At 58.0% G+C, this 25,510-nt stretch carries 21 protein-coding genes; 8 read left to right on the plus strand and 13 right to left on the minus strand.

Features of this window, described 5'->3' with window-relative positions; translation table 11 throughout:
- The first annotated feature begins 9 nt into the window (after positions 1–9).
- Positions 10–768 (plus strand): DeoR/GlpR family transcriptional regulator, encoded by a 759-nt coding sequence (locus SP68_RS01610; RefSeq protein WP_008806995.1) that lies wholly within the window; start codon positions 10–12, stop codon positions 766–768.
- Positions 769–783: 15 nt separating this feature from the next.
- On the opposite strand, the gene malT is transcribed toward SP68_RS01610, so the two are convergent.
- Positions 784–3,489 (minus strand): HTH-type transcriptional regulator MalT, encoded by a 2,706-nt coding sequence (gene malT, locus SP68_RS01615; protein WP_008806996.1) that lies wholly within the window; start codon positions 3,487–3,489, stop codon positions 784–786.
- 131 nt (positions 3,490–3,620) lie between these two features.
- Here malT and SP68_RS28060 point away from each other — a divergent pair, with 131 nt between their 5' ends.
- The 3 genes from SP68_RS28060 (at position 3,621) to malQ (ending at position 8,611) form a co-directional block, all read left to right on the plus strand.
- Positions 3,621–3,770 carry a hypothetical protein gene (locus SP68_RS28060; protein ID WP_012540400.1) on the plus strand — a complete coding sequence of 50 codons (150 nt, stop codon included), beginning with the start codon at positions 3,621–3,623 and terminating at the stop codon, positions 3,768–3,770.
- 343 nt (positions 3,771–4,113) lie between these two features.
- Positions 4,114–6,504 carry a maltodextrin phosphorylase gene (gene malP / locus SP68_RS01620; RefSeq protein WP_016161908.1) on the plus strand — a complete coding sequence of 797 codons (2,391 nt, stop codon included), beginning with the start codon at positions 4,114–4,116 and terminating at the stop codon, positions 6,502–6,504.
- A gap of 10 nt (positions 6,505–6,514) precedes the next feature.
- Positions 6,515–8,611 carry a 4-alpha-glucanotransferase gene (gene malQ, locus SP68_RS01625; protein ID WP_008806998.1) on the plus strand — a complete coding sequence of 699 codons (2,097 nt, stop codon included), beginning with the start codon at positions 6,515–6,517 and terminating at the stop codon, positions 8,609–8,611.
- A 98-nt stretch (positions 8,612–8,709) separates the two neighbouring features.
- Here the strand turns inward: malQ and gntT are convergent, their stop codons facing one another.
- The 3 genes from gntT to gntX form a co-directional block, all read right to left on the minus strand.
- On the minus strand, positions 8,710–10,026 hold the full coding sequence (gntT, locus tag SP68_RS01630) for a gluconate transporter (RefSeq protein ID WP_008806999.1): 1,317 nt from the start codon (positions 10,024–10,026) through the stop codon (positions 8,710–8,712).
- A gap of 336 nt (positions 10,027–10,362) precedes the next feature.
- Complete coding sequence (nfuA, locus tag SP68_RS01635) at positions 10,363–10,938, minus strand: Fe-S biogenesis protein NfuA (protein ID WP_002920540.1); 576 nt, start codon at positions 10,936–10,938, stop codon at positions 10,363–10,365.
- 58 nt (positions 10,939–10,996) lie between these two features.
- Complete coding sequence (gntX, locus tag SP68_RS01640; protein ID WP_012967132.1) at positions 10,997–11,671, minus strand: DNA utilization protein GntX; 675 nt, start codon at positions 11,669–11,671, stop codon at positions 10,997–10,999.
- A 39-nt stretch (positions 11,672–11,710) separates the two neighbouring features.
- Between gntX and bioH the strand changes: the two genes are divergently transcribed.
- Together bioH and SP68_RS01650 are read left to right on the plus strand one after the other, a co-directional pair.
- Positions 11,711–12,484 carry a pimeloyl-ACP methyl ester esterase BioH gene (gene bioH / locus SP68_RS01645; protein ID WP_032733884.1) on the plus strand — a complete coding sequence of 258 codons (774 nt, stop codon included), beginning with the start codon at positions 11,711–11,713 and terminating at the stop codon, positions 12,482–12,484.
- A 120-nt stretch (positions 12,485–12,604) separates the two neighbouring features.
- On the plus strand, positions 12,605–12,874 hold the full coding sequence (locus tag SP68_RS01650) for a YdgH/BhsA/McbA-like domain containing protein (RefSeq protein ID WP_002920510.1): 270 nt from the start codon (positions 12,605–12,607) through the stop codon (positions 12,872–12,874).
- A gap of 86 nt (positions 12,875–12,960) precedes the next feature.
- Here SP68_RS01650 and feoC read toward each other — a convergent pair whose 3' ends face one another.
- From feoC to greB, 5 genes are all read right to left on the minus strand, one after another.
- Positions 12,961–13,200, minus strand: coding sequence for a [Fe-S]-dependent transcriptional repressor FeoC (feoC, locus tag SP68_RS01655; protein ID WP_004202151.1), 240 nt, complete (start codon positions 13,198–13,200; stop codon positions 12,961–12,963).
- A 9-nt stretch (positions 13,201–13,209) separates the two neighbouring features.
- Positions 13,210–15,528: a Fe(2+) transporter permease subunit FeoB gene (gene feoB / locus SP68_RS01660; RefSeq protein WP_040968927.1), complete on the minus strand. Its 2,319-nt coding sequence runs from the start codon at positions 15,526–15,528 to the stop codon at positions 13,210–13,212.
- Positions 15,529–15,556: 28 nt separating this feature from the next.
- Positions 15,557–15,784, minus strand: a complete 228-nt coding sequence (gene feoA / locus SP68_RS01665; RefSeq protein WP_002920506.1) for a ferrous iron transporter A — start codon at positions 15,782–15,784, stop codon at positions 15,557–15,559.
- Between the two features lie 419 nt (positions 15,785–16,203).
- Positions 16,204–18,534, minus strand: a complete 2,331-nt coding sequence (locus tag SP68_RS01670; protein WP_040968926.1) for a Tex family protein — start codon at positions 18,532–18,534, stop codon at positions 16,204–16,206.
- 100 nt (positions 18,535–18,634) lie between these two features.
- A complete protein-coding gene (gene greB, locus SP68_RS01675; protein WP_008807004.1) occupies positions 18,635–19,108 on the minus strand; it encodes a transcription elongation factor GreB in 474 nt (157 codons plus the stop codon).
- A 227-nt stretch (positions 19,109–19,335) separates the two neighbouring features.
- On the opposite strand from greB, the gene ompR reads away from it, so the two are divergent.
- Entirely contained in the window at positions 19,336–20,055 is a 720-nt protein-coding gene (ompR, locus tag SP68_RS01680; protein ID WP_001157751.1) for an osmolarity response regulator transcription factor OmpR, read from the plus strand.
- Positions 20,052–21,407: a two-component system sensor histidine kinase EnvZ gene (gene envZ, locus SP68_RS01685; RefSeq protein ID WP_008807005.1), complete on the plus strand. Its 1,356-nt coding sequence runs from the start codon at positions 20,052–20,054 to the stop codon at positions 21,405–21,407. Before ompR ends, envZ begins: the two co-directional genes overlap by 4 nt.
- Positions 21,408–21,484: 77 nt before the next feature.
- Here envZ and pckA read toward each other — a convergent pair whose 3' ends face one another.
- The 4 genes from pckA to yrfG form a co-directional block, all read right to left on the minus strand.
- Positions 21,485–23,107 (minus strand): phosphoenolpyruvate carboxykinase (ATP), encoded by a 1,623-nt coding sequence (pckA, locus tag SP68_RS01690; RefSeq protein WP_016161903.1) that lies wholly within the window; start codon positions 23,105–23,107, stop codon positions 21,485–21,487.
- 359 nt (positions 23,108–23,466) lie between these two features.
- Positions 23,467–24,351, minus strand: coding sequence for an Hsp33 family molecular chaperone HslO (gene hslO / locus SP68_RS01695; protein ID WP_008807007.1), 885 nt, complete (start codon positions 24,349–24,351; stop codon positions 23,467–23,469).
- A gap of 18 nt (positions 24,352–24,369) precedes the next feature.
- Entirely contained in the window at positions 24,370–24,771 is a 402-nt protein-coding gene (hslR, locus tag SP68_RS01700; protein WP_008807008.1) for a ribosome-associated heat shock protein Hsp15, read from the minus strand.
- Positions 24,768–25,451 (minus strand): GMP/IMP nucleotidase, encoded by a 684-nt coding sequence (gene yrfG, locus SP68_RS01705; RefSeq protein ID WP_004181456.1) that lies wholly within the window; start codon positions 25,449–25,451, stop codon positions 24,768–24,770. The genes hslR and yrfG overlap by 4 nt, the downstream gene beginning before the upstream one ends.
- Positions 25,452–25,510 lie beyond the last annotated feature (59 nt).

Genomic DNA, 25,510 nt, shown 5'->3' on the forward strand with positions numbered 1-25,510 from the left:
GGATATTTCATGAAACAAACACAACGTCATGACGCGATTATCGAGCTGGTAAAAAAACAGGGTTACGTCAGCACGGAAGAGCTGGTTGAGCAGTTCGCGGTCAGCCCGCAGACCATCCGCCGCGACCTGAATGATTTAGCCGAACAGAAAATGATCCTCCGCCATCACGGCGGCGCGGCGCTGCCCTCCAGCTCGGTGAACACCTCCTGGCACGATCGCAAAGCGACCCAGACGGCGGAAAAAGAGCGTATCGCCCGGCGGGTAGCCAGCGAGATCCCCGACGGGGCGACGCTGTTTATTGATATCGGCACCACGCCGGAAGCGGTGGCGCACGCCCTGCTCGATCACCACGATTTGCGCATTGTCACCAATAACCTGAACGTGGCCAACACGCTGATGGTTAAAGAGGACTTCCGCATTATTCTCGCCGGTGGTGAACTGCGTAGTCGCGACGGCGGGATCATTGGGGAAGCGACCCTGGATTTTATCTCGCAGTTCCGTCTCGACTTCGGCATTCTTGGCATCAGCGGCGTCGACAGCGATGGCTCGCTGCTGGAGTTTGATTATCATGAAGTGCGCACCAAGCGCGCGATCATTGAGAATTCACGCCACGTGATGCTGGTGGTGGATCATACCAAGTTTGGCCGCAATGCGATGGTCAATATGGGTAGTATCAGTATGGTCGATGCGGTCTATACCGACGTGCTGCCGCCGGCGGGCGTGCTGAAGGTCATCACCGATAACAACCTCCAGCTGGAGCTGTGCTAAACGGCAACGGCGTCGTCAGACGCCGTATCCCATCATTTTGAGTAACTGCTGAGCATGCTGCACCGCGTCTTGCCGGTGGGCGACGCCCAGTTTCTGATACAGGTTGCGAATGTGGGTCTTGATGGTGGTAGCCGCCACGTCAAGCTCGCCGGCAATCTGCTCGTTGCTGTAACCGGAATAGATTAAGCCAAGCACCTGCCATTCGCGCTGGGTCAGCGGGCTGGTGCGGATAAGCTCCGGCACCTCCGGGTGATTCAGCAGCCGCTCGACGAACCCTTCGTCAAAGTGGGCGAATTTGTGGCGATGATGCTGGTTGATGTCGCGCAGAATACGCTGGGCGCGGTGTTGCTCCAGCTCCGGCAGAGTGTTCAGCTGGATCAGCTGGCGCAGCTGCTGAGCCATCGCCTCGCCTTCAATCACAAAGTGGTTGATAAAGCCGGTGCGGTTGGCGAGCGTCAGGGCTTCGAGCAAGGCTTTCTGCGCTTCGCTCTTGCGTCCCGCCTGCCAGTACAGTTGATTGAGCAGCAGCAGGTTGCGGTTGAGATCGCTCATCAAACGCAGCGAACGCGCATTTTCGTTCAGCTCTTCCAGCACCATTTCCGCCGGTTCGAAATCGCCCAGCAGGATCTGCGCCCGGGCAATGTTGCGCCACTGGCTCTGCAGGAAGTGGTTGTTGGCGAATTCCGGCTTCGGCGTCTGGCGCAGCCAGTTGGCCGCCGCGGTTTTATCGCCGGTCATCTGCCAGTAGATCACCCGCACCTTATCGGCGTTGGAGACCCAGTCGCTGTGATAGTGACCGTTACCGAGCAGGTTTTCCAGCCGGTTCAGGTGGCTACGGGCATTATCGAGATCGCCGCGCGCCAGCGAGCACTGGACCATCAGCGCCAGACACTGCAGCTGCTGCTGCGGCTGATAAGTTGAGAGAACGTCCATTCCCTGGCGGGCGCAGGCTTCAGCTTCGTCGAGGCGCGCCCATGCCCACAGCAGCTGAGAACGGATGCGCAGCAGGAACTCATGCATCGGCAACTGCTCAAGGTGCTGTTCACGCACCAGCTGGAAGGCTTTCTCCTGGCTCTCCCAGGCAGCCTGCAGGAAGCCCTGGGCAAAGAGAATTTCACTTTGCTGGATAATGCTCCACAGCGCGTAATGCCACACGTCGTGACGGCGGGCCATCTGTTCGGTCTGCTGCATCACGGCGAGGGATTTGGTCAGTTTCCCCTTGCAATGGAGGACTTCGCCATGCACCGAGGTGGCGACGATGCGGCTGTAATAGTTGGCCAGCGGCAGCTCTTCCAGGGCAACCATCGACAGACGTTCCGCTTCGTCCTGGTCGCCGTCGTTAATCGCTACCTGTGCGCGCAGCGCGTTGAAATCGCCATGCATCGCGGTGTCCATTTCCACACTCATCTCCTGCTCGGCGCGCGCCAGCAGGGTGTTGACTTCGCTGTAACGATGCTGGCTCTGCATCAGCCAGGCCTGCAGCAGGATCAGGCGCGGATTTTCCAGCAGATTTGACCAGGGCAGCGCCGACAGCGACTGCTCCAGCAGCCCTAGTTCGCTATGGTTAAACATGCCCCAGGCGTGGTTGAGTAAGATATCGCGCAGCATTTTGGCATCGCCAGCGGCCAGCGCATGATGAATGGCCTCGCTGGGGAACCCTTGCGCCATCCAGCTTTCCGCCGCAGCGCGGTGGATCTCCGGCAGTTCAACCGCCAGCTCCCACTGACAACGCTGGCGCAGGAAGCTGCCAAACAGCGGGTGATAGCGGAACCATTCACCGGAATCATCCATCCGCTGCAGGAATAGCCCCTGGCGTTCGATCTCCTCCAGCTGCATCTGGCCATTCTCTTCGCCGGTGACGCGCACGATTAACGCGTCGTTCATCGAGCGCAGCAGAGAACTCTTCAGCAAAAAGTTACGCGTGCGGGCGTCGACGTTATCCAGTACTTCATCCACCAGATAATCCGACAGATGGCTGGCGTTAATCCCGGCGAGGCGGCGGGCGGAGTGTTGGGCGGAAGAGTTATTCTGGCGGGCGGAGAGGGCGATGAGCTGCAGCGCGGTGGCCCACCCGGCGACATCGTCGCACAGCCGGCTGCTGTCGTCGGCTTCGATTGGCGACGTCAGACGGCAGTCGAAAAATTGTTTCGCTTCCTGGTGGGTAAAGGCCAGCTGCTGGCTGCCAATCTCCAGAAGCTGATCGCGGACGCGCAGGTTGGCAATGCCCAACTGCGGCAGGTTACGCGACAGCACCACCAGGGTCATATTCTCCGGCTGATGGCGCAGGAAAAAGCGCATCGCGTCATGGATCACCGGATTATTGATCAGGTGATAATCATCAATGACGAGGTACAGCGGGCGCTGCCAGTCGGCGAGTTCAATAAACAGCTGCGCAAAAAGAGAGGAGAGACTGGCGTACTGGCGCTTTTGCACCATCGCTTCACTGGCCGCGCAGTGGTTGCCGGTAGCCTGCTGGATCGCCGCGATCAGATAGCTGGCAAAACGCTCCTGCTGATTGTCGCCTTCGTCCAGCGAAAACCACCCGAGATCGTTTTTACCCGCGGCCCACTGAGAAATGAGCGTTGTTTTACCGTACCCGGCAGGGCTGGTGATCAGCACGAGACGATAATTGTTCGCGCCGGAAAGTTTCGCCAGTAAACGCTCACGAACCACAGTGTGTTCAAGGCGGACCGGACGACTTAATTTGGACGGAATCAACATAGTTCTACATTTCGCTGTGCAAGAGAGAGGTTGCGATTTTTTTTGCGCTTCGTAATTAATATCTAATAAGGTCGGTGATTATGAAATTTATTGCAAGTTATGTCCGAACTTTATGCTCTTGAATTTGCTCTATGTCACAAATTTTGACATTGGTTGAGAATGGGGAAAAATCGCAGGCAGAACTCGCCGCCAGCGGTTTTCAGGCGGCGGCTGGCGGAGCGGGGAGAGATTTATTTTATGTGAAGAGTAGTTGTTTGTTTTTATTAAATTATTGTCAGTGATTTCTTAGAAGTAATCTTTTTTGCGGATCAATGTGATGAAATGTGCTTATTTCTCCAGAGCTCTCTATTTATTTTTTTAATAACCTGGCGAGAGGCGGAAAGATTTTTAGCGCGTATTGGCCTGTAACAAATTTTTTCCCTGCGGACGTAACCTCTCGATTGTCATATCGCGGTGATTTTTACAGCATATTTTTGCCTTCTCACCCACACTATAGTGTCCAGGATCACACTTTTCGCTCATCCCCGCCACTCCTCCCTGTCTAATCCCCGTCGGGATGAGGACGATGAATCGGGAGGTCGGCACACTAGCGCCATCGTTTTAGTAAAGGACCCGGATCTCATTATGTCACAGACTTCATTTAACAAAGCTCAGTTTCAGGCTGCACTGACGCGTCAGTGGCAGCATTTTGGTTTACAGTCCGCTTCCGAGATGACACAGCGTCAATGGTGGCGCGCGGTCAGCGGAGCGCTGGCGGAACTTCTGGCGGCGCAGCCGGTAGCGAAACCGGCGCAAGGACAGCGTCACGTTAACTACATCTCGATGGAGTTTCTGATTGGTCGCCTGACCGGCAACAACCTGCTCAACCTGGGCTGGTACGAGGGCGTCAGCGACGCACTGAAAGGCTACGACGTCAACCTCACCGATCTGCTGGAAGAAGAGACAGACCCGGCGCTGGGTAACGGCGGCCTGGGACGTCTGGCAGCCTGCTTCCTCGACTCCATGGCGACGGTGGGGCAGTCGGCGACCGGTTACGGCCTCAACTATCAGTATGGTCTGTTCCGCCAGTCCTTTGACGATGGCCAGCAGATGGAAGCCCCGGACGACTGGGGGCGTAACAGCTACCCGTGGTTCCGCCATAACGAGGCGCTGGATGTCCAGGTCGGCATCGGCGGGAAAGTCAGCAAAAACGGCGAATGGCAGCCGGCGTTCGTCATTACCGGCGAAGCCTGGGACCTGCCGGTGCTTGGCTATCGCAACAACGTCGCCCAGCCACTGCGTCTGTGGCAGGCCAAACACGCTCATCCGTTCAACCTGACCAAATTCAACGATGGCGATTTCCTGCGCGCCGAGCAGCAGGGCATCGACGCGGAAAAACTGACCAAGGTGCTGTACCCGAACGACAACCATCAGGCCGGTAAAAAACTGCGCCTGATGCAGCAGTACTTCCAGTGCGCCTGCTCAGTGGCCGATATCCTGCGCCGTCATCATCTGGCAGGCCGCAAGCTGGCCGAGCTGGCGGATTACGAAGTGATCCAGCTGAACGATACGCACCCGACCATCGCCATCCCGGAGCTGCTGCGCGTGCTGATCGACGAGCACCAGCTGAGCTGGGACGACGCCTGGGCGATCACCAGCAAAACCTTTGCTTACACCAACCACACCCTGATGCCGGAAGCGCTGGAGTGCTGGGATGAGAAGCTGGTGAAAGCGCTGCTGCCGCGCCATATGCAGATCATTAAAGAGATCAACGACCGCTTTAAACAGCTGGTGGACAAAACCTGGCCGGGCGATAAGCAGGTCTGGGCGAAGCTGGCGGTGGTGCATGACAAGCAGGTGCGGATGGCCAACATGTGCGTGGTGGGCGGCTTTGCTGTCAACGGCGTGGCGGCGCTGCACTCGGACCTGGTGGTAAAAGATTTGTTCCCGGAATATAACCAGCTGTGGCCGAACAAATTCCATAACGTGACCAACGGCATCACGCCTCGCCGCTGGATCAAGCAGTGCAACCCGGCGCTGGCCTCGCTGCTGGATGAGACGCTGAAAAAAGAGTGGGCCAATGACCTCGACCAGCTGATCAACCTGGAAAAATATGCTGACGATGCGGCGTTTCGTCAGACTTATCGCGATATCAAGCAGGCCAACAAAGTTCATCTGGCTGAGTTTGTGAAGCAGCGTACCGGGATTGAGATCAACCCGCAGGCGATTTTCGATATTCAGATCAAACGCCTGCACGAGTACAAGCGTCAGCACCTTAACCTGCTGCATATTCTTGCGCTGTACAAAGAGATCCGCGAAAACCCGCAGGCGGACCGCGTGCCGCGCGTCTTCCTGTTCGGCGCGAAAGCAGCGCCGGGCTACTATCTGGCGAAAAACATTATTTTTGCCATCAATAAGGTAGCGGAAGCGATCAACAATGACCCGAAAGTCGGCGATAAGCTGAAGGTGGTCTTCCTGCCGGACTATTGTGTATCGGCAGCGGAAAAACTGATCCCGGCGGCGGATATCTCCGAGCAGATCTCCACCGCGGGTAAAGAAGCCTCTGGCACCGGCAACATGAAGCTGGCGTTGAACGGCGCGCTGACCGTCGGGACGCTGGATGGCGCTAACGTGGAAATCGCTGAGCAGGTGGGCGAGGAAAACATCTTTATCTTCGGCCACACGGTTGAAGAGGTGAAAGCCCTGAAAGCGAAAGGCTACGATCCGCTGAAATGGCGTAAAAAAGACAAGCTGCTCGATGCGGTGCTTAAAGAGCTGGAGAACGGCACCTACAGCAACGGCGACAAGCATGCCTTCGATCAGATGCTGCACAGCCTGCTGCAGGGCGGCGATCCGTACCTGGTGCTGGCCGATTTCGAAGCCTACGTAGCGGCGCAAAAACGGGTAGATGAGCTGTATCGAGACGAGGAGGCCTGGACCCGCGCGGCTATCCTCAACACCGCGCGCTGCGGCATGTTCAGCTCCGACCGCTCGATCCGCGATTATCAGCAACGTATCTGGCAGGCGAAACGCTAAAGGAAGGCCTATGGAGAGTAAACGCCTCGATAATGCCGCGCTGGCGGCGGGCATCAGCCCCAGCTATATCAATGCGCACGGCAAGCCGCAGTCTATCGCGGCTGTCACCAAACAGCGCCTGCTGGATGCGATGCATCGCTCTACCGCCGCCACGAAAGTGGCGGTTAACCCGCTGCCGAACGTGAAAATTTTCACCCACGGCAAAAAAATGTCGCTGCCGGTGGCAGGACGCGGTGAGTATCAGTGGATCCTGACCACTGAGGACGGTAAGCAGTATCAAGGGAAAACCCGCGGCGGCGAGACGCTGCCGCTGCCGGCTAAACTGCCGGAGGGGTACCACTCCCTGACGCTCACCCAGGAGGGAGAGCGTTGGCACTGCCGGACCATTGTCGCGCCGGCGCGCTGCTACGAACCGCAGCCGCTGAAAGAGGGGAAAAAGCTGTGGGGCACCTGCGTGCAGCTTTATACCCTGCGCTCGGAGAAAAACTGGGGGATCGGCGATTTTGGCGATCTGCGGGCCATGTTGCCGGAAATCGCCCGCCGCGGCGGGTCGTTTATTGGCCTTAACCCGATACATGCTCTCTATCCGGCGAACCCGGAGAGCGCCAGTCCGTATAGCCCGTCTTCACGTCGCTGGCTAAACGTCATCTACATCGACGTTAATGCGGTTGAAGATTTCCAGCGTAGCGAAGAGGCGCAGGCGTGGTGGCAGTCCGCAGCGACCCAGCAGGCCTTGCAGGCGGCGCGGCAAACGGATGATGTCGACTATACCGCGGTCACCACGCTGAAAATGACCGCGCTGCGTATGGCGTGGAAACGATTCTCTCGTCGTGAAGATGAGCAGATGACAGCGTTCCGCGAGTTTGTTCTGCGCGAAGGGGAAAGCCTCTACTGGCAGGCCGCTTTCGATGCGCTTCACGCCTGGCAGGTACAACAGGACCCGCTGCGCTGGGGCTGGCCGGCCTGGCCGAAGGCCTTTCAGGATATCGACAGCCCGGAGGTGAAAGCCTTCTGCATTGAGCATGAGGACGACGTCAGTTTCTATCTCTGGCTGCAGTGGCTGGCCTGGAGCCAGTTTGCCGCCTGCTGGGAAACCAGCCAGCGCGACGGGATGCCGATTGGCCTCTACCGCGATCTGGCGGTGGGCGTCGCCGAAGGCGGGTCGGAGACCTGGTGCGACCGTGAGCTGTACTGCCTGAAAGCGTCCGTGGGCGCGCCGCCGGATATTCTGGGCCCGCTGGGCCAGAATTGGGGCCTGCCGCCGATGGATCCGCATATTATTGCCGCTCGCGCCTATGAGCCGTTTATTGATCTGCTGCGCGCCAATATGCAGAACTGCGGCGCGCTGCGCATCGATCACGTGATGTCGGTGCTGCGTTTGTGGTGGATCCCCTATGGTGAAACCGCCGACCATGGCGCTTACGTTCAGTATCCCGTCGACGATCTGCTGTCGCTCCTGGCCCTGGAAAGCCAGCGTCATCGCTGCATGGTGATCGGTGAAGATCTGGGCACGGTACCGGTGGAGATTGTCAGCAAGTTACGCAACAGCGGCGTCTATTCTTATAAGGTGCTCTATTTTGAGAGTGATGCAGAGAAAACGTTCCGCGCGCCGGCGCTGTACCCGGAGCAATCAATGGCTGTGGCGACGACGCACGACCTGCCCACCCTCCGCGGCTACTGGGAAAGCGGCGATCTGACGCTAGGTAAAGCGCTGGGGCTCTATCCTGATGAGGTGGTGCTGCGCGGGCTGTACCAGGACCGCGAGCTGGCGAAGCAAGGGCTGCTGGATGCGTTGCATAAGTACGGCTGTCTGCCCAAACGTGCCGGGCATAAGGCCTCGCTGATGAGCATGACCGGGATCCTCAACCGGGGGATGCAGCGTTACATTGCCGACAGTAACAGTGCGCTACTGGGCCTGCAGCCGGAAGACTGGCTGGAGATGGCGTCGCCGGTTAACATTCCGGGCACCAGCACTGAGTACCCGAACTGGCGCCGGAAGCTGTCCGTCACCCTGGAGCAGATGTTTGCCGATGAACAGGTCAATAAGCTGATTAAGGATCTGGATAAACGGCGCAAGGCGGCGAGCAAGAAAGCCGCCGCCAGATGACTTCCCGCCGCGTCGTTTGCTGCGCGGCGATGAGCATGTCCGATAAAAAAGGCCGGTCCGCATTATGCGGACCGGCCTTTTTCTGTGCGGGAGTCTCCTTACACCACCATCCCCAGCAGCAGACAGCCTACCAGGCCGCATACTGAGATAATGGTTTCCAGCACCGACCAGGACCTGATGGTCTCGCCGATGGTCAGGTTAAAGTACTCTTTGAACAGCCAGAAACCCGGATCGTTGACGTGAGAGAAGATAACGCTGCCGGAGCCAACGGCGATAACCATCAGTTCCGGGCTGACGCCGGTGGTGGCGATCAGCGGCGCGGCAATCCCGCCTGCGGTGATGGCGGCAACGGTCGCCGAACCCAGCGCGATACGCAGCACTGCGGCGATTGACCACGCCATAAACAGCGGAGACATGTTCGATTCGTGCATGATAGAGGCGATGTATTTATCCATGCCGCTATCCACCAGCACCTGTTTGAAGGCGCCGCCGCCGCCGATGATCAACAGCATCATGGCGATGATTTTAATAGAAGAAGTCAGGGTATCGTTGATCTGCTCCATGGAGCGGCCGCGGTTCAAACCGAAGGTGAACAGGGCGATCAGTACCGCAATCAGGGTGGCCATCACCGGGTCGCCGAAGAACTCAGCAATCGGCAGGAAGGCGTGGCCCTTCGGCAGGATCATCTCGGCCACGGCGCGCATCGCCATCAGGATCACCGGTACCAGCGAGGTCCAGACGCTGACGCCAAAGCCAGGCATCTCTTCTTCTGTGAACACTTTCGGGTTATGCAGGCCTTCCGGGATCGGCTTATCAATGCCTTTCAGGAAGCGCGCAAACACCGGCCCTGCCAGGATAACCGTCGGGATAGCCAGAATGGTGCCGTAGAGCAGCGTTTTGCCCATATCGGCATGGAAGATGGTGGCAATCGCGGTCGGACCCGGATGCGGCGGCAGGAAGCCGTGGGTGACAGAGAGCGCGGCGGCCATCGGGACACCGACGTACAGCAGCGGGATGCGGGCCGAGGCGGCGATGGTAAATACCAGCGGCAGCATCAGCACGAAGCCTACTTCATAGAACAGCGCGAAGCCGACGGTGAAGCCGGTCAGGACCACGGCCCACTGAATATGCTTCTTACCGAACTTATTGATAAGGGTAGTGGCGATACGCTGGGCGCCGCCGCAGTCTGCCAGCAGTTTACCGAGCATAGCCCCGAAGCCCATGATCAGCGCGAGGCTGCCAAGGGTGCCGCCAACGCCGTTCTTGATAGAGACGATCACTTTATCCAGCGGCATACCCTGCATTAATCCGACGGCGAGCGCCACCAGAACCAGCGCAATGAAGCCGTTCATTTTGAAACGGATCATTAACAGCAATAACAGGGCAACCCCGATAGCAACGATGATTAATGGCATGATTTACCTGGCCTTAATTTGTTATGGGTAACGTCAAAGATTCAACCTGTAAGACATCTGCCCCATGTGGGAGCAAAATAGTCTGGCACCGTAAATACTTGCATTATCCTTACCCAGAGAAAGGATAGCTGGCTATTTTTTTGCCGGTGGTGCCTGAAGGGGATGATACGGGTAACATGTGAGGGTTGAGAATCACCTGACGGGGGAAAATGTTAAATATGAGACTTAAGTCATACTCTTTCCCCGGTTTTTGCCGGTCATTTAGCGGGAGATGTTGCGCGGTAACACAGAAAGGGCCAGGGAGGACCGGCGGCAGGGTGCCGCCGGAGGAAGGGCTTAGTAGTAGGAGTGCTCGCCGCGCTGATGCTCGGTCAAATCGCGAACCCCTTTCAGCTCCGGAAACTCGTTCAGCAGTTGCTTTTCAATGCCTTCTTTCAGGGTCACGTCAACCATCGAACAGCCGTTGCATCCGCCGCCGAACTGCAGAATAGCCAGACCGTCGTCGGTGATCTCCATCAGCGACACGCGGCCGCCGTGGCCCGCCAGCTGCGGGTTAATCTGCGACTGCAGCAGGTACTCGACGCGCTCCATCAGCGGGGCATCGTCAGAGACTTTGCGCATCTTGGCGTTCGGCGCTTTCAGCGTCAGCTGCGAGCCAAGCTGGTCGGTGACGAAATCAATTTCAGCGTCTTCCAGATAGGGCGCGCTGAGCTCATCGACATAGGCGGTCAGCTGTTCAAATTTCAGCGCCGTGTCGGTGTCTTCCACCGCATCCGGTGGGCAGTAAGATACGCCGCACTCAGCGTTTGGGGTGCCGGGATTAATCACAAATACGCGAATTTGCGTCCCTTCTTCCTGATTTGCCAGCAGTTTGGCAAAGTGCGCTTGTGCAGCATCGGAAATACGGATCATAGCGTTGGCCTAATAGTTGACTATTTTACTGGGTTATAATACGCCCATCAGCGGGGGTCTACAAGGTACGGCACAAACACCATACCTGAACCGTCGCGGCGCCGTTTCGCAAAAGCAGGCGGGATATCTCGGCGACGGTGCTGCCGGTCGTGACGACATCATCCACGATAGCGATATGGAGTCCCTCCACGGCAAATTCAAGCTGAAAGGCATTTTTCAGGTTCTGCCTGCGCTGGCGGGCATTGAGCGAATGTTGGACGGCGCCGGCTCGCTGGCGCGTCAGGCCTTCCCGATGCCAGACGCAACCTCGCCAGCGGGCTAACGGTCGGCACAGTTCGTCACACTGATTATAACCCCGGCGCCAGCGGCGGCGATGCCACAGCGGTACGCCGACCATACCGTCCACCGGCGGCAAATCGTGCCGCTGCAGAAGACGCAGCAGCAGCAGGCGCGCGAGGGCGGGCCCCAGCTCCGGACGATGGTGAAACTTCAACTGCTGGACCAGACCGCTCAGCGGCGGGCGATAGTCATTGACTGCCACCAGCCAATGCCAGGGAGGTGGTTTTTGCAGGCAGCGGCCGCAGGGGTGATGGGATGTCGCCGCCGGCAGGCCACACTGGGGGCAGAGCGGGGGGCAGGCGAGCAGGGCGCGGCTGCAGCGGGAGCAGATCCCCCAGCAGGCGACCGCCAGCGGCATTTGGCATAGCCAGCATAAGCTGTGTGCTGTTAGCATATTTGGCCTTCTGTCCAGTAAAAAAGAGAACGGTAACGGATGAACGACATCTGGTGGCAAACAATCGGCGAAGGGGATTGTCATCTTGTGCTGCTGCACGGCTGGGGACTGAACGCTCAGGTATGGGATTGCATCACGCCGCAGCTGGCTTCGCATTTTACCCTGCACCTGGTGGATCTGCCTGGCTATGGCCGCAGCGGCGGGTATGGGGCGATGTCGCTCGAGGCGATGGCGCAGCGGGTGCTGGAGCAGGCTCCTCCTCAGGCGGTGTGGCTGGGCTGGAGCCTGGGCGGGCTGGTGGCAAGCCAGGTGGCGATGATGCACCCGGAACGCGTGCAGGCGCTGGTGACGGTTGCCTCTTCCCCCTGTTTCGCGGCTTGTGACGACTGGCCCGGCATCAAGCCCGAGGTGCTGGCCGGGTTTCAGCAGCAGCTGAGCGACGATTTCCAGCGCACCGTCGAGCGATTCCTCGCTCTGCAAACCATGGGCACAGAGAGCGCGCGTCAGGATGCGCGGGCGTTAAAGCAGGCGGTGCTCTCGCTGCCGATGCCTTCCGCCGAGGCGCTGAACGGCGGACTGGAGATCCTCAGAACCGTCGATCTGCGCCAGGCGCTGGTTGGGTTGCCGATACCGTTTCTGCGGCTGTATGGCCGGCTGGACGGACTGGTGCCGCGCAAGATTGTCCCGCTGCTGGATGAGCTGTGGCCGGAAAGCGAGTCAATCCTCTTCGATAAGGCGGCGCATGCGCCGTTTGTTTCCCATCCCGCGGCCTTCTGCGAGCCGCTGCTGGCGTTGAAAACGCGGCTGGGGTAATTTTTTTTGCCGCGCCATGGTAAATGGGCCATTCCTAGCAATACTTAGGTTGTTACGGTGGTTGATTATTTCATTCCGCCACCGTGACCTACAATAACAACCTTATGGAGAGTAGAGGCTATGAAACTTGTTACAGGAATGGTTGCATCTCTGGTGATTGGCACCCTGTCTTTTGGCGCATTTGCCGCGAAAGAGATCCAAAAAGAAGACGTGGCGAAGATGAATTTGACCAAGGTCGGCAGCATCACGACCTCCAGGACGACGTCACCGATGGACGCCCGACGCGATCTGTCTAAAAAAGCCGATGAGCTGGGTGGGAAATACTTTGTGGTGATTGCCGGGCAGAAAAACGAAAAAACCGTACACGCTAACGCTGACGTTTATAAATAATCCAGTCATAAAAAACGGGCCTGTTGGCCCGTTTTTCACTGCTGACTTACTCGTTTTACCCGCTGCACGACCAGGCCTGACTCCTTTCATCGCAGCGCCCACCACTCCTGCTGGCACGCCGCTTTCCCTTCAGGACAGCTTTTACAGCTGCCTGAGAGACAGCCCTCGCTCGTTTCGCTGATCCGTACCACCTTACCCATGGCTTCCATCCGTTCCAGCATCGCGTCAATCAGCGGCTGAGGCGTCCGCAGGCGGGCGCTGAGCTGTTTCGCCTCCATACGACCCTGCAGGGCCAGCATATCGCGGACTTCCATTAACGACGCCACAGACCCTCCTTAGTGGCAATCACCAGCCGGGCTGGAACAGCAGGAGGCCGGCGTTTTTCGGGTGGCCAGCAGCGAGACGTCCACCCGGCTGCGCGCCCGGCGCAGCAGGCCGAAGAGCACCACGTTGAACAACACCACTGCCAGGATACACGCCAGGCTGTAGCGCGGATGGTCGCTAAAGCTGACGGTCTGGTAATAGAGCGTCGAGAGCGAATAGGCGATATTCAGCCCCCACAGGATGGAGAAGGTCATCCAGCCGCGGCTCGATTCGCGGGCGATGGCGCCCATCACCGAGATGCAGGGGATATAGAGCAGAACGAAGATCAGGTAGCTGTATGCCGCCGCCGCGCTGCCAAATTTACTGCCCATCACGCCCATGGCGCCGGTGGCCATCTCGCCATCGCCTTTGCTGGCTTCGATGGGGTTGGCCAGGACGCTGAGGCTGAAGGTGTCTTTCAGTCCCTGCCATGTTTCGTCGACGGCGGCGAGCAGTTCTTCGCCGAGGCTGAAGGTCTGCGGATTGAATTCCTCATTCTGGATATCTTCGGCGGTATAGAGGGTGTTCAGCGTACCGACCACCACCTCCTTCGCCATCGCGCCGGTAAACAGGCCGACGGTGGCCTGCCAGTTATCTTCATGCACGCCGATCGGTTTAAACACCGGCGTAATGACCCGGCTCACCGAGGCCAGCGCGGAGTCGTTGATGTTGTCGACGACCTTACCGCTCAGCGAGAAGCTGTTCAGCGCGCTGAGGAAGATGCTGACAATGACGATCACCTTCCCGGCGCGCAGCACAAAGCCTTTCAGGCGCTGCCAGGTCTGGATAATCAGGCTCTTGATGTGCGGGACGTGGTACACCGGCAGCTCCATCACGAACGGCGAGGCTTCGCCACGCATAATGGTGTGCTTCAGCATCAGGCCGGTGAGAATGGCCATCACAATGCCCAGCACGTAGAGCGAGAAGACCGCCAGCGCACCGTTCTGACCAAAGAACGCGGCCGCGAAGACGGCGAAGATCGCCAGCCGCGCGCCGCAGGACATAAACGGCGCCATCATAATGGTCATCAGACGCTCGCGCGGTGCGTCAAGGGTGCGGGCGCCCATCACCGACGGCACGTTGCAGCCGAAACCGACAATCAACGGGACAAAGGATTTCCCCGGCAGGCCGAGGGCTTGCATCAGGCGGTCCATGACAAAGGCGGCGCGAGCCATGTAGCCGGAGTCCTCGAGGAAGGAGAGGAACAGATACATCATGCCGATCTGCGGCACCAGCGGCAGCACGGTGTTGATACCGCCGCCGATCCCCTGGGCGAGGAACACGGTCAGCCAGTCCGGGAAGTGCAGGGTGTAGCCCAGCCATTGAATACCGTGAATAAAGACCGCGACCGAGCCGGCATCAAAAATCGGCTGCAGCGCGCCGCCGATGTTGATCGCCAGCAGGAACATCAGGTACATGACAAAGAGAAAAATCGGTAACCCGAGGAAGCGGTTAAGGATCACTTTGTCCATTGCCGCGGTGAAGCGGCTTGGCTCGGCGGTCAGGGTGTTGCTGACGGCGTCGCAAACGGCGGCGATGGTCTGATAGCGCGCGTCTGCGATATGCAACGCCGGGTCGTCGATCTCGTCGCTGAGATTCGCCAGAGCAATATCCAGTTTATCGGCGGCGTCGCCGGCATAGGCCCGGCTGTAGATATCGCCCTCCAGCATCTGCAGACCCAGCCAGCGCCGCTGCCGGGTCGGGATCTGCGCTGACATTTGCTGCGCCAGCAGGTCAGCTTCGCGCAGCAGCGGCTGCGGATAGTGAACCAGCTCAATATCGCTGTTCGCCTGATGACGGTCGAGGGCAATCTTCAGCGCTTCGATTCCGCGTCCGCGGGTTGAGACCAGCGGAATGACCGGGCAGCCGAGACGGGCGGCGAGGGCGTCGATATCGATACGCACCTGCTGCTTTTCGGCGATATCCAGCATGTTCAGCGCGACGACGCAGGGGATCCCCAGCTCGAGCAGCTGCAGCGTCAGATAGAGGTTTCGCTCAAGGTTGGAGGCATCAACCACGTTAATCAGCATGTCGGCGTCGCCGCTCAGGATGTAGTGGCAGGCAATCTGCTCGTCCAGCGAGGTCTGCGAAGAGATGGTGGTCAGGGAGTAGGTCCCCGGGAGGTCGACCAGCGTGACCTGATGGTCAGTGGTGGCGAAAACGCCTTCTTTACGCTCAACGGTGACCCCGGCCCAGTTGCCTACGCGCTGGCGGGCACCGGTCAGCTGATTAAATAAGGTGGTCTTGCCAGAATTAGGATTACCAATTAAACCAACGGTTAATTTTTTCATATTTCAGACTCTTGTGCCGGGCCAGCCGTTATTGTGCAACCGCTTCCAGTTCGATTAAGGCGAGATCTTTTTTGCGTAATACCAGACTGACGCGTCGGGTTTCAATATGAACAGGATCGCCGAGTGGCGCTACGCGAACCACATGAAATGAGGAACCGGGCAGCATGCCGAGGGAGAGTAATTTCTGACGGTATGCTGGGCTAATATCGCGGGAGAATCCGGTAATTTTCCACGCACTATCAGGTGTGAATTGCATAGGGCCTACTTGTCTATCGCTAACCGAAGAAGAATTTTCCGGACGCCTGGAGGCAGCTGCGCCGGGGACCGTAGCCAACGAAAAAGGAAAAAACGTTCTGAAAGTGATGATAATGAGAATGGTTTTTATCATCAATACATATGATGCGCTTCGCGCTATTTTTATAGCGAAAATCACCTTTTTATTGATATGCCGCAAAATCCAGTCGGTGATCAAATAGCGCAAAATATTATTTCGGCGATCTAATGTTTAATTAAGGTTTCTTAAGTTAACGAAATGAAAATAATAATTTCGCGACCTTTCCTTAACGGAATTAATGCAGGTTATCAGAAATGACTGAACCCGTTTTGCGCGTAATGGCGGCCGTATCGCCAGGGGATGAAAAATGAAAACTGCCCCTGAAAAGGGGCAGGGAGAGATTAGCGTTTTTTACCCATCGCCGCAGCGAGGGCATCCATCATTGCGCTGTTACCGGCAGGCTGTGCCTCGCGACCGCGGGGTTTGGCGGCCTTCGCGGCCGGGCGGTTACCCTGGGGGCGATCCTGACCGCCGCCGCGGCGGGCGTTGCTGTCGCCTGGCTGCTCGTCGAGACGCATGGTCAGAGCGATACGTTTACGCGGCAGATCGACTTCCATGACTTTGACCTTCACGATGTCGCCCGCTTTCACCACGGTGTGCGGATCTTCAACAAACCGGTCAGAAAGCGACGAAATGTGTACCAGTCCATCCTGGTGGACGCCGATATCGACAAACGCGCCGAAATTGGTGACGTTGGTGACGGCGCCTTCCAGGATCATCCCCGGCAGTAGATCGTTCATGGTCTCTACGCCGTCGGCGAACTTCGCCGTCTTAAACTCCGGACGCGGATCGCGGCCTGGTTTTTCCAGCTCTTTGATAATGTCGGTGACGGTCGGAACGCCGAACTTCTCATCGGTGAAATCCGCAGCCTTCAGATGACGCAGTTCGCTGCTGTTGCCCATCAGATCTTTCAGCGCCTGCTGGGTGGCCGCCAGAATGCGCTCGACCACCGGATAGGCTTCCGGGTGCACGGTGGAGGCATCCAGCGGGTTGTCGCCGTGGTTGATACGCAGGAAGCCGGCGCACTGTTCAAAGGCTTTCGGCCCCAGACGGCTGACCTTCAGCAACTGCTGGCGATTCTGGAACTGGCCGTTCTCGTCGCGCCAGGCAACGATGTTCTGCGCCATCATGCGGGTCAGGCCGGCGACGCGGGTCAGCAGCGGAACGGAGGCGGTGTTCAGGTCAACGCCGACGGCGTTCACGCAGTCTTCCACCACCGCGTCCAGCTTACGCGCCAGCTGGGTCTGGCTGACATCGTGCTGATACTGGCCGACGCCAATCGATTTCGGGTCGATTTTCACCAGCTCGGCCAGGGGATCCTGCAGACGGCGGGCGATGGAGACCGCGCCGCGCAGCGACACGTCGAGGTCCGGGAACTCCTGGGCCGCCAGCTCGGAGGCGGAGTAAACGGAAGCCCCGGCTTCGCTGACGATCACCTTCTGGGCGGTGACTTTCGGGAACTGCTTCTGCACGTCGAGGAAGAAACGCTCGGTTTCACGCGAGGCGGTACCATTGCCGATGGCCACCAGCTCAACATTGTACTTTTCACACAGCGCGGCGACGACGACGGCCGCTTTGGCGGCCTGGCCGGTATGGGGATAGATGGTATCGGTGGCGACCAGTTTACCGGTGGCGTCGACGACGGCCACTTTCACCCCGGTGCGCAGGCCCGGATCGAGTCCCATGGTGGCGCGCAGCCCGGCGGGCGCGGCCATCAGGAGGTCGTGCAGGTTACGGGCGAAGACGTTGATGGCTTCGTCCTCCGCGCGCTCGCGCACGGTGCCCATCAGCTCGGTTTCGAGGTGCATCAGCACTTTGATACGCCAGGTCCAGCTGACGACACCTTTACGCCAGCTGTCCGCCGGGGCGTTATTCAGGCGCAGGCCAAGGTGGTCGATAATAATTTGCTCGCCGTGGCTCTCTTTCGGCGGCTCGTCAAACTGCGGATCGGCGTTTAAAGAGAGCTGCAGCACGCCTTCGTTGCGACCGCGGAACATCGCCAGCGCGCGATGCGACGGCACGGTGGCGATCGGTTCATGGTGATCGAAGTAGTCGCGGAATTTGGCGCCTTCCTCTTCTTTGCCGCTGACGACGGTGGAGACCAGGTGGGCGTTTTTCCACAGATAGTCGCGGACCTTCGCCAGCAGCGCGGCGTCTTCGGCAAACCGCTCCATCAGAATATAGCGCGCGCCGTCCAGGGCCGCTTTGCTGTCGGCGATGCCGTTGTCAGCGTTAATATATTTTGCGGCTTCCGCTTCCGGATCGTGGGCCGGTTCGTTCCACAGCAGGTCAGCCAGCGGCTCCAGCCCGGCTTCGATGGCGATCTGCCCGCGGGTACGGCGCTTCGGCTTGTACGGCAGGTAGAGGTCTTCCAGTTCGGTTTTGCTGAGCGTGGTGGTGATGGCTTTTTCCAGCGCGTCGGTCAGTTTGCCCTGTTCAGCGATGGATTTGAGGATCGCCTGACGACGGTCTTCCAGTTCGCGCAGATAGCCAAGGCGAGTTTCCAGATTACGCAGCTGCGTGTCATCCAGACCGCCGGTGACTTCTTTACGATAACGTGCAATAAACGGCACGGTGTTCCCTTCATCAAGCAGGCGAACGGCAGCTTCTACCTGTTCGGCTCTGGCCTGAAGTTCACCCGCAATAATGCGGCAGAGCGAATCATTCATCATGGCTTTTAATTCATCTTTAGGGTCAAAAATCAGGGACTAGTTATACGGACTGACGGCTGAAAATGCCAGTCGCGCCCGGTGTCTCTCGGAAAGTTCTTGTCTATTTTACGTATTCGATCTCGTTGACATACCAGCTGGCTTCGCCCGCCGGCGTGTTAACGATAGCCAGATCGCCGACCTCTTTTTTCAATAAGGCGCGCGCCATTGGCGAGTCGATGGAGATGTAGTCTTTGCGGCCAAAAATCTCATCGTAGCCGACGATGCGAAAGCGTTTGGTGTCACCCTCGTCGTTTTCGATCTCTACCCAGGCGCCGAAGAAGACTTTGCCTTCCTGCTGTGGGGAATAATCGACGATCTTTAACTGTTCCAGACATTTGGTCAGATAGCGGACCCGGCGATCGATCTCCCGCAGGCGCTTTTTGTTGTACTGGTAGTCCGCGTTCTCGCTGCGGTCGCCAAGGCTGGCGGCCCAGGTCACCTTTTTGGTCACTTCCGGGCGCTCCTGGCGCCACAGGTAGTCCATTTCCTGCTTCAGTTTTTCATATCCCTCGCGGGTGATCAGCGGCGTTTTCATCGTGAGTTCAACCTTCTGACAGTCTGTCGTTGCGCACAATTTGTAGCGCGTAATAATACCGACAGGATAAATACTGTGTCTTATGATTAAATGTATACTTAACCTGCTGTTAAATATGCTTTGTAACAATTTAGCCTGGAATATATACCAGATTTAGCTGGTGAGCGCGCCGGGCTTTTTTGAGAATACGCACTGACTATTGCAGTGAACCTTTGGGAGTACAAACAATGCAAGAGAATTATAAGATTCTGGTTGTGGATGACGACATGCGCCTGCGTGCGCTGCTCGAACGTTATCTGACCGAGCAGGGCTTCCAGGTTCGTAGCGTGGCGAACGCCGAACAGATGGATCGTCTGTTAACCCGTGAATCCTTCCACCTGATGGTGCTGGATCTGATGCTGCCTGGGGAAGATGGTCTCTCGATTTGCCGTCGTCTGCGCAGTCAGAGCAACCCGATGCCGATCATTATGGTGACGGCGAAAGGTGAAGAGGTTGACCGGATCGTTGGCCTGGAAATCGGGGCTGACGACTACATTCCGAAGCCGTTTAACCCGCGTGAACTGCTGGCCCGTATTCGGGCGGTGCTGCGTCGTCAGGCGAATGAACTGCCGGGCGCGCCATCGCAGGAAGAGGCGGTTATCGCCTTTGGTAAATTCAAACTGAACCTGGGCACCCGCGAGATGTTCCGTGAAGACGAGCCGATGCCGTTGACCAGCGGCGAATTTGCGGTCCTGAAGGCGCTGGTGAGTCATCCTCGCGAACCGCTGTCGCGCGATAAGCTGATGAACCTCGCCCGCGGGCGCGAATATTCTGCGATGGAGCGCTCCATCGACGTTCAGATCTCCCGCCTGCGCCGCATGGTGGAAGAGGATCCGGCGCATCCGCGCTATATCCAGACCGTCTGGGGTCTGGGCTACGTCTTCGTCCCGGACGGCTCTAAGGCATGAAACGCGTGCGCTTTTCGCCGCGCAGCTCCTTTGCTCGCACGCTGCTCCTGATCGTCACCTTGCTGTTCGTCAGCCTGGTGACGACCTATCTGGTGGTACTGAATTTCGCGATCCTGCCGAGTCTCCAGCAGTTTAATAAAGTATTGGCCTACGAAGTCCGTATGCTGATGACCGACAAACTGCAGTTGGAGGATGGCACCCAGCTGGTGGTGCCCCCGGCGTTTCGTCGTGAAATTTATCGTGAGCTGGGGATTTCGCTCTATTCTAATGAAGCGGCGGAAGACGCAGGGCTGCGCTGGGCGCAGCATTATGAATTCTTAAGCCAGCAGATGGCGCATCAGCTCGGCGGCCCCACTGAGGTGCGGGTGGAGGTCAATAAAAGCTCCCCCGTGGTGTGGCTGAAGACCTGGCTGTCGCCCAATATCTGGGTGCGGGTACCGCTGACCGAGATCCATCAGGGCGACTTCTCGCCGCTGTTCCGCTATACCCTGGCGATCATGCTGTTGGCGATAGGCGGCGCCTGGCTGTTTATCCGTATTCAGAACCGTCCGCTGGTAGATCTCGAACACGCGGCGCTGCAGGTCGGGCGCGGTATTATCCCGCCGCCGCTGCGAGAGTACGGCGCCTCTGAGGTGCGTTCGGTGACCCGCGCCTTTAACCATATGGCCGCGGGCGTGAAGCAGCTGGCTGACGACCGTACGTTGCTGATGGCCGGGGTCAGCCACGATTTACGTACTCCGCTGACGCGCATTCGTCTGGCCACCGAGATGATGGGCGAGCAGGACGGGTATCTCGCGGAGTCGATTAACAAAGATATCGAAGAGTGCAACGCCATCATCGAGCAGTTTATCGATTATCTGCGCACCGGGCAGGAGATGCCGATGGAGCTGGCGGACCTCAATGCGGTGCTGGGGGAAGTGATCGCCGCAGAGAGCGGCTATGAACGTGAGATCGCCACTGCCCTGCAGGCCGGTGAAATCCCGGTACGCATGCATCCCCTGTCTATCAAGCGTGCGCTGGCGAATATGGTGGTGAATGCGGCCCGCTACGGCAATGGCTGGATCAAGGTCAGCAGCGGCAGCGAAGCGAGTCGGGCCTGGTTCCAGGTGGAAGATGACGGGCCGGGGATCAAACCTGAGCAGCGCGAACATCTGTTCCAGCCGTTTGTACGCGGCGATAGCGCCCGCAGTACCAGCGGCACCGGGCTGGGGCTGGCGATTGTTCAGCGTATTATCGACAATCACAACGGCCGGCTGGAGATTGGCTCCAGCGAACGCGGCGGATTACTGATCCGCGCCTGGCTGCCGGTGCACCGGATGCTGGCGCCGATGAAACCCACCAAAGAGAGCTGAGTGCGGCCGAGGTTGGCTAATCAGGACGTTGCACAACAAAAAGCCGGGCAAGCCCGGCTTTTTCACCTCTACGCCCGTTAGCGCTGCGGCCCTGCCGCCACCAGCGCGGCGCCCGCTGGCGTATCGGTATACTTCTCAAAGTTCTCGATAAACAGCTTCGCCAGCTGATCGGCTTTTTCCTGCCACTGCTCCGGGGAACCATAGGTGCTGCGCGGATCGAGGATCTGGGTATCCACACCCGGGAGCGCCGTTGGGATCTGCAGGTTAAACATCGGCAGGGTAAAGGTCTCCGCGTTGTCCAGCGAGCCATTGAGGATGGCGTCGATGATGGCGCGGGTATCTTTAATCGAGATACGCTTGCCGGTGCCGTTCCAGCCGGTATTGACCAGATAAGCCTGCGCGCCGGCCGCCTGCATACGTTTAACCAGCACTTCGGCGTACTGTGTCGGATGCAGCGACAGGAAGGCGGCGCCAAAGCAGGCGGAGAAGGTTGGCGTGGGCTCGGTCACGCCGCGTTCGGTGCCGGCCAGTTTGGCGGTAAACCCGGACAGGAAATGGTACTGGGTCTGATCGGCGGTCAGGCGGGAGACCGGCGGCAGGACGCCGAACGCATCGGCCGTCAGGAAGATCACTTTGGTGGCGTGACCCGCTTTGGAAACCGGTTTAACAATGTTGTCGATATGGTCGATGGGGTAGGAGACGCGGGTGTTTTCAGTCTTCGAACCGTCATCGAAATCGATCGTGCCATCGGCGCGCACCACCACGTTTTCCAGCAGAGCATTGCGGCGAATGGCGTGATAGATATCCGGCTCGGCCGCTTCAGAGAGCTTGATGGTCTTGGCGTAGCAGCCCCCTTCGAAGTTAAACACGCCGTCGTCATCCCAGCCATGTTCATCATCGCCAATCAGGCGGCGTTTTGGATCGGTGGAGAGGGTGGTTTTGCCGGTGCCTGAGAGGCCGAAGAAAATAGCGACATCGCCTTTTTCGCCGACGTTGGCTGAGCAGTGCATGGAGGCGATGCCCTTCAGGGGCAGCAGGTAGTTCATGATCGAGAACATCCCTTTCTTCATTTCGCCACCATACCAGGTGCCGCCGATCAGCTGGATGCGCTCGGTGAGGTTGAAGGCGATGAAGTTTTCCGAGTTCAGACCTTGCTCTTTCCACTGCGGGTTGGTGCACTTCGCGCCGTTCATCACGATGAAGTCGGGCTCGAAGTCCGCCAGCTCTTCATCGCTCGGGCGGATGAACATGTTTTTAACGAAGTGCGCCTGCCAGGCCACTTCGGTAATAAAGCGCACGCTGAGACGGGTATCGGCGTTGGCGCCGCAGAAGGCGTCGACGATAAACAGCCGTTTACCGGACAACTGCTGGGTCACCAGCCCTTTCAGATGCTGCCAGGTTTCCTGTGAAAGCGGCTTGTTGTCGTTTTTACCTTTGCCTTTATCGGACCACCAGACGGTATCGCGGGTGGTGTCGTCGCGAACGAGATACTTATCTTTCGGAGAACGGCCGGTAAAAATGCCCGTGTCGACGGCGATAGCACCCAGACTGGTTAATACGCCACGTTCGTAACCTTCCAGGCTGGGGTCGAGCTCTTCCTGAAACAACATATCGTAGCTGGGGTTGTGGACGATATCCTGAACGTCATTGATACCATAAGCCTTGAGATCCTGCGGGGTTAAACCATGATTAACGCGCATGTCACTGCTCCTTAGCCAAGATGTACTGCTGTAAATTGTAGGGTTTCTTACCGGGTATTGACCGCGACCAGGCTCATAGATTTACGTATCTCGACATTCCTCAGAATGACGAAAAAAACGGTGACTCCTGTCACGAAGTGAAGTGGATTATCTCAGGAAATGGGCGGATGTTGGGGGTAGATGTTTATTAATGGTTAAAAAGTAATTAAAAAAACTACTGAATTGTGAATGTAATCGCTTTCCTGGAATAAAATTACGTAACTCTTTCAGGGAAAATCGATTCAACTCGTGAATAAATAAAAGTCAGGCACAAGGCGACGAACAACATCGCCACCCTGTACCTGTGGAAGACGCGGGGATTAATGGACCTGTGGGTCGGCCGGAGAGGCGTTATTACGGATCTCGGCAATATCCATGGCATTGAAGATATAGTGGTTACCGCAGTAGTCGCAGTGCATATCAATCTCGCCTTCATCGGCGAGGATGCTATCTATCTCTTCATCCGGCAGGGTCTTCAGCGCGCCAGCGCAGCGTTCACGAGAACACGTACATTTGAACTCGACGCTCTGCGGCTCGTAGACCGTGACCTCTTCCTCATGGTACAGGCGCCACAGCACATCGTTCGCCGGCAGGGTGAACAGCTCTTCCGCCTTGATGGTCTCGGTGAGCGTCGCCAGGTGCTCGAAGTCGGTCGTCTGGGTATCCTGCGCCGGCATCACCTGCAGCAGCATCCCACCGGCCATCGGCTGACCTTCATGTTCCCCGGTGCGAATGATGAGGCGCGTCGGCAACTGCTCTGAACGCTGGAAGTAATCTTCCAGGCAGGCGGCCAGCGTATCGCCTTCCAGACCGACCACACCCTGATAACGTTCACCCTCTTTCGGGGAGATGGTAATGACCAGATAGCCGTTGCCGACCATCGTTTTCAGATCCGCATCGTCCGCAATATCGCCCTGCACGCGCGCGACGCCACGCAACTGCTGCTGGTTATTGCCGTTGATCACCGCCAGCTGTAAAGGGCCATCGCCCTGCAGCTGAACGGTAATATCACCAGCAAACTTCAGCGTCGCGGTCAGCAGGCTGGTGGCGACCAGCAGCTCCGCCAGCACCGTTTTCACCGGCTGTGGATAGGTGTGATTCGCCAGAATCTGTTCCAGGGTTTCCGACACCGTCACCAGCTCGCCGCGTACGGCATAGTTTTCAAACAGATAACGATGTAATTGATCGTGTTGAGTCATAATCATCTCTCTTTCTGGCGCGAGTTACTCACTCTCGCCGTGTTTAAATCTCATCAGGTCGCGGCGCTCTTTCTTGTCCGGACGTCTGTCAGGGTGCGGCATGGTCAGGGCGTTCATTTTGCGCGCCAGGGCCACTTTTTCACGCTTCTCGATACTTTCCGCCGTCTCTTCATACAGGGCGACGGCTTCACTTGCCGGGCGGCGCTGTTCGGTAATACCGACAATCCGTACCGTACGCTCGTCATTGCCCTGGCGCAGCGTCAGCATGGCGTCCAGCTCGACAATTTTCCCGGGTTTGCTGCGTTGTCCGTTGTAATGCACCTTGCCGCCTTCAATCATCTCCCGCGCCAGCGCGCGGGTCTTGTAAAAGCGGGCGGCCCAAAGCCATTTGTCCAGTCTGACGGTTTCGCTGGGCTTCTCTTTCATCGCCTCTCCTTCGGGGTAAGCGAAGGGATCAGTCGCCGGTAATCATTCAGCCCCGGATGGCGCAGATACTGCTTTTCCGCCAGCCCGGAGTCGGGATTGGTAATGCCCAGGCAGTAACGAATGCCAAATTCCCTCGCGGCATCCAGAATCGCCTCGCTGTCGTCGACAAACAGCGTTTTATGGGCCTCAAGGCCAGTCTCCTCCGCCACGGCGCGCCACAGGCGCTGATCCTCTTTCGGATAACCAAATGTGTGGGTGGAAAGTAATAAATCAAGGTGCGCATCCAGGCCGGTGTGTTTGAGCTTCACCGCCAGATTGTGGGGATGGGCATTGGTCAACAGAATGCGTCGCTTACCGCAGGCCTTGAGCGCATCAAGGAACGGCACCGTATCCTCGCGCAGCGTGGCGCGCGGACCCTGTTCGCTGGTCATCGCACAAATATCCAAACCCAGGCGCTCGCTCCAGTAATCCAGACAGTACCAGTTTAGCGTATGCTGCACGGCGTGATACTCCTGGCGCATGGCGTCTTTCGCCTCCTGCAGATTGAGGCCGCGGGCGGCTCCCCAGGTTTCAGGCACCAGCGTTTGCCAGAAATAGTTGTCGAAAGCGAGGTCCAGGAGCGTGCCGTCCATATCCAGCAGAACGGTATCGACCTCCTGCCAGGCGATATCAAAATGCATGATGACTCTCCAGCGAGCAGAAAATGGGCGACAGGGTATCATACCCTGTCGCCGGGAAA

This window comes from Klebsiella variicola, assembly GCF_000828055.2.
Taxonomy (GTDB): Bacteria; Pseudomonadota; Gammaproteobacteria; order Enterobacterales; family Enterobacteriaceae; genus Klebsiella; species Klebsiella variicola.